The organism is Synechococcus sp. CCY9201, assembly GCF_034931105.1.
Lineage (GTDB): Bacteria > Cyanobacteriota > Cyanobacteriia > PCC-6307 > Cyanobiaceae > CBW1002.
Map to the genome: position 1 here is coordinate 26,348 of NZ_JAYGIC010000002.1, position 9,478 is coordinate 35,825.

9 protein-coding genes are annotated in these 9,478 nt (G+C 67.0%); 2 read left to right on the top strand and 7 right to left on the bottom strand.

Annotation, left to right across the window (positions count from 1 at the left end; all coding sequences use genetic code 11):
• Positions 1 to 1,319: 1,319 nt before the first annotated feature.
• The 4 genes from VB716_RS00410 to VB716_RS00425 form a co-directional block, all read right to left on the bottom strand.
• Positions 1,320 to 1,574, bottom strand: coding sequence for a hypothetical protein (locus tag VB716_RS00410; RefSeq protein WP_323269426.1), 255 nt, complete (start codon positions 1,572 to 1,574; stop codon positions 1,320 to 1,322).
• On the bottom strand, positions 1,571 to 2,821 hold the full coding sequence (gene arsJ / locus VB716_RS00415; RefSeq protein WP_323269427.1) for an organoarsenical effux MFS transporter ArsJ: 1,251 nt from the start codon (positions 2,819 to 2,821) through the stop codon (positions 1,571 to 1,573). The genes VB716_RS00410 and arsJ overlap by 4 nt, the downstream gene beginning before the upstream one ends.
• A complete protein-coding gene (locus VB716_RS00420) occupies positions 2,821 to 3,846 on the bottom strand; it encodes an ArsJ-associated glyceraldehyde-3-phosphate dehydrogenase (RefSeq protein ID WP_323250457.1) in 1,026 nt (341 codons plus the stop codon). Before VB716_RS00420 ends, arsJ begins: the two co-directional genes overlap by 1 nt.
• A 319-nt stretch (positions 3,847 to 4,165) precedes the next feature.
• Entirely contained in the window at positions 4,166 to 6,841 is a 2,676-nt protein-coding gene (locus VB716_RS00425; RefSeq protein WP_323269428.1) for an HAD-IC family P-type ATPase, read from the bottom strand.
• Positions 6,842 to 7,073: 232 nt separating this feature from the next.
• Between VB716_RS00425 and VB716_RS17375 the strand changes: the two genes are divergently transcribed.
• A complete protein-coding gene (locus tag VB716_RS17375; protein WP_197154158.1) occupies positions 7,074 to 7,439 on the top strand; it encodes a cation:proton antiporter in 366 nt (121 codons plus the stop codon).
• 120 nt (positions 7,440 to 7,559) lie between these two features.
• Positions 7,560 to 7,748 carry a hypothetical protein gene (locus VB716_RS00430; protein ID WP_197154160.1) on the top strand — a complete coding sequence of 63 codons (189 nt, stop codon included), beginning with the start codon at positions 7,560 to 7,562 and terminating at the stop codon, positions 7,746 to 7,748.
• On the opposite strand, the gene VB716_RS00435 is transcribed toward VB716_RS00430, so the two are convergent.
• Genes VB716_RS00435 through VB716_RS00445 form a run of 3 tightly spaced genes read right to left on the bottom strand, consistent with a single transcriptional unit; the run spans position 7,726 to position 9,147 of the window.
• A complete protein-coding gene (locus tag VB716_RS00435; protein WP_323269429.1) occupies positions 7,726 to 8,130 on the bottom strand; it encodes a PPC domain-containing DNA-binding protein in 405 nt (134 codons plus the stop codon). The two genes, VB716_RS00430 and VB716_RS00435, sit on opposite strands and share 23 nt — an antisense overlap.
• The gene (locus VB716_RS00440) at positions 8,127 to 8,516 is read right to left on the bottom strand and encodes a hypothetical protein (protein WP_323269430.1); all 390 of its coding nucleotides are present in this window, start codon (positions 8,514 to 8,516) and stop codon (positions 8,127 to 8,129) included. Before VB716_RS00440 ends, VB716_RS00435 begins: the two co-directional genes overlap by 4 nt.
• Before the next feature lie 25 nt (positions 8,517 to 8,541).
• Entirely contained in the window at positions 8,542 to 9,147 is a 606-nt protein-coding gene (locus VB716_RS00445; RefSeq protein WP_323269431.1) for a HupE/UreJ family protein, read from the bottom strand.
• Positions 9,148 to 9,478 lie beyond the last annotated feature (331 nt).

A 9,478-nucleotide genomic window follows, 5' to 3' on the forward strand; every position in this document is an offset into this window, starting at 1 on the left:
TTGCGGCGGTCACGTCCTCACACCAGGAACTGCCGATCGGGTGTCTGTGGTTCATGCATGTCCTGTCTGGGGCCTGGCAGGGAAGGGAAGGAGATCACGTCTGGGAGAAGAGATGCTCGGGGCTTGACCTTCTCGGCTGTGATCCCGGCTCGGGTTATACAGCCCGGGGGTTCATCACGCGGGAATCAGAACTGGCGTATGGCTCTCTGCGGTTACGTGATGGCGTTCGCGCCGCGCCATCACGTTCACCTGTTGTGTGTCGCATCGTTGGCGCACCTCCTTTGTGCACACCGGCTCGGGTGATCCCTGGCCGGACTCTGTTGGAGGGTGAGGGTCGGGTTGGCTACCGGGCCTCCCCTCAAGTTCAAAGTACGCCTTCTCTGCGGCTGTGGGGGGTTGCTGGAGTACCTGTTCCCGTACCTTTTGCAACCCAGACAGCGCAACGCTGCTTCTGAGGCGGACCCGTCCTTCTCTGGAGTCTGCAGAGCCGACGGTTCTACGCGCTGGGTGCATGGCTTTGCGGACTGCTGCACCATCAGGGCAGCCTGAAACCTGCTCCGGCACCACCCGCGAGAACAGCCGCGGATCGCCATGGGCTTTCGCTTTCACCAGGGGCGGGTTGAGCTCGATCTCCGTTGGCGGCCGTGGCGCCGCGTTCAATGTCCCTGTGAAACCGAGGGGCGGTCCCCGCACCACCGTGGGCCTGCTCAACAGCCGCCGGCTGCGGCCGGGCCAGCTCGATGCCCTCAAGCAATCGCTGCTGGGAGTACTTCGCCAGGATCTGTTGGCAGCCGGCTCCGCAGGGGAGCAGCTGTGGGACCACCCACGGCCTGGTGAGCCGCCTGCTTGCGGATGGCTCCCTCTCTGCACGCCCCGCTGGCCTGCTGGCACTGATCGAAACCCCGGAGGCGCTGGAGGGTTACCTGCTGCGCGCCCAGGGCCAGGACGATGCCAAACGCCGGGCCCAGCGCTGCATCACGGCCGTGCAGGAGGCGGCACGACTGGCCGCTGGGCGGGGCCTGGCTCTTGTGACAGGGCCAAGGCAGGTGTCCGCAGGGCCGGTCCCCCGTATCTGCACGCACCCGCCAGAACGACTGGGCAGGCCAAGGAGGGAGCCGGAAAGAAGGAGATCCCCCGCAGGCGAGAGACTGAAAAACAGCTGATCTGAAAACGATCACGGCTGCGGGCTTTGTTGTGGGGATCGAGCGAGTTCAGAGCACCCCACCCAGCCGGATCAGGGCACCCACCACCACCAAGCCGATCGCCAGGGCAGTGATGCCACGGATGTGCCAGGCCAGGCGATCCTCAGATGCCGGCCATCACGCAGCAGGTGAGGGGCCCAGCAGCCCGACTGGGCTGGGCCGAATGGCTGAGCACACGTATCGGTGCGACGCGAAAATCGCCTCGATCCAGTCATGGTGGCGCTTCTGCACAATTCGATCGGCGATCGTCGCGGCCGTATCAGGGATGGAGAAGCGCATGCGGAAGCCCTGGGTAAGGGCTTCCAGCAGTGGACAGGAAAACCGGCGAAGATGCCTCACAGCGGATGAAAACAGCTCCTGGTCCGGGTTCATGCCGGCTGCAGCTGACGTGGTGGTGCGGGCAGACGCGTGCCGGAGAGGAAGGCCAGCGCCACCAGCAGGCACGAAGCCCACAGGCAGGCCTGCAGCCCGCCGACCAGGAACAGAGCGCCCGAGAGCAGGGTGCCCACGAGGCGGCCGGCGGCATTGGCCATGTAATAGAAGTCCACATTCAGGCTCACATCTTCGGCTTCGGTGTAGGCCAGAATCATGTAGCTGTGGATCGAGGAATTCATGGCGAACACCACCCCGAATGCCGCCAGTCCCACCACCACGGCGATGCCGGGATTGCCCAGTTGCCGCCAGAGGCTGATGGCGATCAGGCCCGGGATGGCGGTGAGCACCGCACTCCAGAACTGCACCGCAGACACACCGGGTGGCGCGCTCTTTCCCCAGCTGCGGCGCAGGGCCGGCACCAATCCCTGCACGATCCCGTAGCCGATCACCCACAGGCCCATGAAGCCGCCCACCTCCCAGTATTGCCAGCCCAGGGCGGCCTGCAGGAACACCGGCAGGGCCACCACGAACCACACATCCCGGGCACCGAACAGGAAGAAGCGCGCCAGCGAGAGCATGTTGATGCCTGTGGATTTCGAGAACAGCTCGGTGAAGGCGGGTTTCTCCTTCATGCGGCCGATGTCTCCGGGCAGCACCAGCGTCATCAGAAAGGCCAGGAACAGAGCGGCAGCCATGGCGCCCACGGCGGCGTTGAAACCGATGCTGGTGAGCAACACCCCGCCCAGGAAGAAGCCCACCCCCTTGAGGGCGTTCTTGGAGCCGGTGAGGATCGCCACCCACTGGAACAGCTGGGTCTCGCCGCGGCTGTGGTCGTCGGGGGTCTCGGGCACCACCGTCTTGATGGCGCTCTTGGCGCTCATCTTGTTGAGGTCCTTGGCGATGCCACTGATCGCCTGGGCCACCATCACGTAGGCCACGCTCCACCAGCGGGGCCAGCTGTCGGCCACCGGGATCAGCATCAGCAGGGCACCCACCTGCAGCAACGTGCCCGCCCAGAGGGTGAGCCGCAGCCCGAAGCGGGCCCCCAGCCAGCCGCCGTAGAGGTTGGTGACGATGCCGAAGAATTCGTAGAACAGAAACAGAAAGGCGATCTCCAGGGTGGTGTAACCCAGCTGGTGGAAGTGGAACACCACGAGCATGCGGAGGGCACCGTCGGTGAGGGTGAAGGCCCAGTAGTTGGCCGTCACGATGCCGTACTGCTGCAGGGCGGTGAGGTTGCGCATCAGCCTGCCTCCCGGGCAATCACGTGGCAGGCAAGATCGGCCATGCGGCAGCTGTAACCCCACTCGTTGTCGTACCAGGCGTATACCTTCAGCTGGGTGCCGTTCACCACCAGGGTGGAGAGAGCATCCACGATCGAACTGCGGCTGTCATTGAGGAAATCGCTGGACACCAGCGGCCGGCTCTCGTAGCCGAGGATGCCCTGCAGGGGACCGTTGGCGGCGGCCTCAAAGGCGCCGTTCACCTCCTCAGCCGTGGCGATGCGCTCCAGCTCGAACACAGCGTCGGTGATCGAGGCATTGAGCAAAGGCACCCGGATGGCGTGGCCGTTGAGGCGGCCCTGGAGGTCGGGAAAGATCAGGCCGATCGCCCGGGCCGAGCCGGTGCTGGTGGGGATCAGGTTCTGGAGACAGGATCGGGCGCGGCGCAGATCGCTGTTGAAACCGTCTATCACCACCTGGGTGTTGGTCACATCGTGCAGGGTGGTGATCGAGCCGTGGCGGATGCCGAAGCGCTCGTGCACCACCTTCACCACCGGCGCCAGGCAGTTGGTTGTGCAGGAGGCGGCGGTGATCAGCCGGTGGCGTGTGGGGTCGTAGAGGTGGTGGTTGATGCCGAAGACGATGTTGAGCGCTTCGGCACCAGCGATTTCGCCTTTGACGGGACAGGCCACCACCACGCGTCTGAGGCCCACCTGGTCGAAATAGGGCTGCAGCGTCTCCGGTGTCTTGATCTTGCCGCTGCACTCCAGCACCATCTCCACGCCTGCTTCGCGCCAGGGAACGGCGGTGGGGTCCTTCTCCTGGGTGTAACGCACCTCCCGGCCGCCCACGAGGAACCCCGAGGTGTTGCCCTGCACCGTCTGCTGCCAGCGGCCGTGCACGGAATCGAAGGCGAGCAGGTGGGCGGCGGTGTGGGCATCGCCGCCGCTGTCGTTGACGTGCACCAGCTCGATGCCGGGCCGCCCCCAGAGGGCGCGGAACACCAGGCGGCCGATGCGGCCGAAGCCGTTGATGCCGATGTTCATGGCTGCAGCAGCCCGCCTCAGGGCACAGGGTTCGCGCCAACCTTAGATCAACTAGAATTGATGGATATTGTGTTGCAGATCACATGCTTCCCACCGCGGCCCCGAAGGCCGATGGTCCCAGGATCGCTGGGCCGCCACTTGCGCAGCCCCTCTCCGCCGATCAGGCCAGGGATCTCCTCAGGGCCAGGGCGATCGCCAACCGCAACCAGCGCCTGTTTCCCTATCGGCCAGGCTGAAACGCGGCGGTAGAGGTGGGCGGTGCGCAGCACCAGTGATGTGTCCATGCACCCCCCGCCACTGGCCGAGCGGGAGTTGGCGCTCACCTGCCATCGGTGGGATCGAGCCGCTCTCCCAGCCAGGCCACCGGCAGCATCAGCAGCATCGGCAGGGCGCACACTCCCAGCTGCTCCAGGTTGAGGGGTGCGGTGCCGAAGAAGCGGTTCATCTCCGCCGTCTGGCTGAAGATCCACTGCACCGCCACCGTGCCACTGATGCCCAGCAGCACCGCCGGTGCCCGGGTGAAAGCACGCCAGCCCAGCCGCGGCAGGGAAATCAGAGCGGTGCGCAACTGGCTGATGCTCACCAGATACACCAGATGGGCCAGCACCAGTCCTTGTACCGCCATGGTGCGGGACAGGGCCAGATCCCCCAGTCGCTGCTCGCTCCAGAAGAACAGCCCGAAAATCACCGCCCAGTTGAACAGCGACACCAGCAGCACCCGGCGGATCAGGCCGCCGGTGAGCAGGGGCTGCTCCGGCGGCCGGGGCGGCTGCTGCATCAGCCAGGGGGCGACCGGCTCGAACGCCAGGGCGATCGACATGGTGAGGGAGCAGATCATGTTGAGCCAGAGCACCTGCAGGGCCGTAACGGGCAGGGGAGTACCCAGCACTGCTCCCAGCAGGATCGTCATCGAGGCGCCGCCGTTCACCGGCAGCACGAAGGCCAGGGTCTTGCGCAGGTTGAGGTACACCGTGCGGCCCTCTTCCACCGCCGCCTCGATGGTGGCGAAGTTGTCGTCGGTGAGCAGCATGTCGGCGGCCTGGCGCGCCACTTCGGTGCCGCCCTGCCCCATGGCGATGCCGATGTCGGCCTGCTTGAGGGCGGGCGCGTCGTTGACGCCGTCGCCGGTCATCGCCACCACCTCCCCGTTGGCCTGGAGGGCCTGCACCAGCTGCAACTTCTGGGCCGGCGCCACCCGGGCAAACACATCCACGTGATCCACCAGCTCCGCGATCGCATCGGGGCTCAGTTCCGCCAGCTGGCGGCCATCGACCGCCTCTGCACCTGCCCCCCCATCAGACGGTCTGCCGATGCCCATCTGGCGGGCGATGGCCCGGGCGGTTTCCAGATGATCGCCGGTGATCATCTTCACCGTGATGCCCGCCGCCTGGCAGGCCGCCACGGCCCGGGTCGCCTCTGGTCGTGGTGGATCGAGCATCCCCTGCAGACCGAGAAAGTCGAGATCAGCCGCCACATGGTGGTGCTCCAGCTGCTGCTGGAAGACCTCGGCCTGCGCGATCGAAAAGGCCAGCACCCGCTCGCCCCGGGTCGCCATCGCCGCCACCGCGGCTTCGATCGCCGCTCGGTCGAGCGGCTGCGGCCGGCCCTGGGCATCCAGCTGCCGGCTGCAGCGATCCAGGATGGCTTCCACCGAGCCCTTGAGCAGGATCCGCTCGCTGCCGTGCAGCGTGGCCATGAACTGATGTTCGGAAGCAAAAGGAATGGCATCGCGGCGGGGATGGCGCTCCAGAGCCTCCTGGCGGTCGATTCCAGCCGCATCAGCGGCCACCAGCAGGGCCGTTTCAGTGGGATCGCCCACCAGCCCCTCACGGTTGCTGGGTCGGGCGTCGTTGCAGAGCAGGCCGGCCAGCAGGGTTTCCTGCAGGGCCGCATTCGATGTCCCGGACAGGCCATTCCCAGGCCAGAGATCCTCGATCGCCACCAGTTGGCCGCCGCCGTAGAGGTGTTGCACCGTCATCCGGTTCTGGGTGAGGGTGCCGGTCTTGTCGGAGCAGATGACGGTGGTGCTGCCCAGGGTTTCCACGGCCGGCAGCTTGCGGATGATGGCCTGCCGCCTGGCCATGCGATTCACGCCGATGGCCAGGGTGATCGTCACGATCGCCGGCAACTCTTCCGGGATCGCGCCCACCGCCAGGGCCACGGCCCCATCGAACATCTCATCGGCGCCGCGCCCTCGCGCCAGCCCCACCAGAAACGTGAGCCCGGCCAGCACCAGAATCACCTGCAGCAAGCGGCGACTGAAGCGGCCGAACTTGCGGGTGAGCGGGGTGGTGAGATCCACCTGATCCTGCAGGGAGCTGGAGATGCTCCCCACCTCGGTGTCATCCCCGGTGGCCACCACCAGCCCCAGGCCCTGACCCTTCGTCACGAAGCTGCCCGCATAGGCCATGCCGATGCGCTCGGCCAGGGGGGCGGACGCCTCGACGGCGGTGGTGCCCTTGTGCACCGGCAGCGATTCCCCGGTGAGGGCCGATTCATCGGTCTGCAGGTGGCGCCCCTCCAGCAACCGCAGGTCGGCCGGCACCCGCGCCCCAGCCTCCAGCTGCACCAGATCGCCCGGCACCAGCTGCTCCGAGGCCAGGCGCTGGCGCGTGCCACCGCGCACCACCTCCACCTCGGTGCGCACCGATCGCGCCAGGGCGGCGATGGCGTTCTCGGCCCTGCTCTCCTGCACGAAGCCGATCACGGCATTGATCACCGTGACGCTCCAGATCACCAGGGCATCGCGGGGGTATCCCAGCAGCGCCTTCACCGCCCCTACCACCAGCAGGGTGATCAACAGGGGGTTGTTGAACTGGAGTAAGAACTTCAGCCAGCCAGGCTTGCCGCCGCGGATCGTGAGCGTATTGGTGCCATGGGCATGCAGCCGCCGCTTGGCTTCCGCCTCGCTCAGGCCGGAGCTGCCATCGCTCTGCAAGGCCGCCACCACATCGGCTGCTGGCCGGGCGTGGGCTGGTGCGGGCAAGGGCTGCATGGGGCGGCTGAGTGCTTGGGATCAAGCCCTAGCGCATTTCCCAGCGCCTGAGCCCGCTCAACACATCAGAGGGGTTGGATGGTGACGTCACTGAGCCCCACAACCAATGGGCCCCAGAGCTGATTCCCCGCAGGACCTTCAGCACCGTGTTTCACGAGCTGGCCACGATCCTGGTGATTGCCGGTGTGATCGGTGTGCTGGCCTTGAAGCTGCGCCAGCCGCAAATCATTGGATGATTGGCTACATCCTCACCGGGATCCTGGTGGGGCCAGCGGTGTTGGATTGGGGGGCCTCAGGAGGCAGGGAGCTCAAGTTGCTCTCCAGCATCGGGATCTCAGTGCTGCTGTTTGTGGTAGGCCTCAAGCTCGGGTTTGATCCGCTCCGTGGGCCCGGTGGCCTTGGTCACGGGCCTCGGCCTTGGCTCTGCACCCTCAGAAGGGATGCCAGAGGCGGACGGCATTGTGAGCGACCAGGACGGAAGCGGATCGGCCACGGGTTGGTGTTGTTGGTGTGTGGGTCTGTGAACCTTCACGGACTCGCTCCGCCCCTGGCGCCCTGCCCGAAGCCAAATGCTGCTGGGACATTGCCGCAGGTGTAGGCAGACAGTGAAGCGTTCTGCACCTTGATTCGTTCCGACTCAGGGTGCAGCGAGAGGCAGGATTGTCCATGACCCCTCCCCTTCCCCCAAACTGAATCACCTCTGCGTTGGCTCCAGCCCATGGCGGTGAACATGGAGAAGCTGGGCCGCTTTCTGCTGCGTGGCCTGCGCATCGGTGCCAGCACGGTGTCGATCGTGGAACTGCTGCGCAACGACTGGACCGGCGGCATCAGCGCCGGCGTGGCCTGGCTCGTCTTCCTGCAGGTGGAGCGGCGGCTGCCGCCCCTCAGTCCGAACTCCGAAGAATGACCTGCAGCTCAGCGTGGCCGGTGGCCGGATCCAGTTCCCGCCGAAAGTCCCACTCCGGCAGGAGCCCCAGCACCACCTCCGCGGTGGTGCGCACCAGCGAGCCAACGCAGAGGTGACCGCCGATCACCGCTCCGCTGCAATCAGCGAGCGTGATGTGCAGGTGGGCGCCATCGCTTGAGAGCGTGCCGGCCAGGCTGAGGATCTCCAGATCGCAGCGGATCGTCGTGGCTTCGGACGCTCCCGCGAAGCGCAGCTGCGCCACCGTCAGGCTGCCGATGGCGCTGATCACACAGCCCGCCTTCGTCTCCTGCTCACCCATCCAGGCTTCCAAGGCAGCGCGCAAGTCGTCTCCGGGCTGCAGCCGCAGCGGCACCACCCTCACGGCCGCGGCTCCTCCACCAGCTGCTGAACCATCATCGGGGCATCCACGTACCCGAGTCGCTGGTGGCGGAATGCCCCCGGCAGGGTGCTCACCACCAGGCTGAACCGCATCGCCCGGAGGCCCAGCCGCCGGGCCGCCTGATGCGAGGGCTGGCAGAGGTGGCTGCCGATGCCCTGCCTGCGGCGGTGCCCGGCCACCACGGAATGTGGCCTCAGGTCGATCGCCGGGTCATGGGGGAAGGTGTCTCCAGAGCGGAAGACCGGCTCCAGCAGCACCGACATTGCCAGCCAGTGGGCCGGCTCGCAGGGCCGGATCTGCAGTGGCGTTGTGGGCGCGACCAGCGGCGAGGGGGATCGGGGGGATGGTGGTGATTCTCTTCCCCCCATCGGGCGAAGCCTCCCCGCTTCCGGCTCAGCGCATCAGCAACCCGATTGGCCCCAGGGCTGCCACCCCACCGCAGAGCGCGAGCAGCAGGGCCACCCCTCGGGTCCAGGCCAGGGGCAGGCGCCGCAACAGCAGGACGCTGCCGCCGCTCACCAGCACCGAACCTGCAAAGGCCCCCAGCCACCAGAGAGCGGCAGACGCGTCGACCGGGGCCTCCAGGCCGTGGAGCATGGCGTGAACAGCCACCGCTGAGGCCACCAGGGCGGCGCAGGCACCCAACTGGGGGCTCTGCTGCGAGCGGAGGCATCGCAGCACCAGCACTGCCACGGCGCTGATCGCCAGGGCTGCCAGGAACTCCTGGCCCGGCAACGTGCCGCCCATCGCCCCGAATACGGCGCCGCCCACCGCACCAGCCAGGGCCCAGAGCAACAGCTGGGCGGAGATGCAGGAGGCGGCGGCTCCTACACCGATCAGCAGCAGCAGGTGATCGGCGCCGCTGATGGGGTGCAGGAAGCCCGCAGCGATGCCGCCGTGGGCGATGCCATGGGCCTGAGCGGGTTGATCGAGCAGCAGCGCCAGGGCTGCGGCACCGCCGAACAGGGCCAGGGTTCTGGCCGAGAAGGTCTGGGTCATCGAGAGGTCCGGTCCGCGCTGGAGATGCAGGGGTTGGGCACGGCGAGCGTGGCGGATTGAGCTGGTGCCCCGTATCCAGCCACACCAGCAGGATCGCCCCTGCTGACCAAGGATGCAGCTGCCCCAGACTGGGCTCAGGCCTCAATGGGAGAGCGGAACCGATGCCTGAGCCCACTGCCGCCACCCCAGGGCCGGAACCGCTGCAACTGCCCGCCGGGGTGCATCAGCTGTGCGGTTGTGGTCGCAGCCGTCAGGGCTGGTTCTGCGATGGCGCCCATCTGGGAACAGGCCGGGTGTCCTACGAGCTGCGCCTGAGCGAGGCGGCCACGAT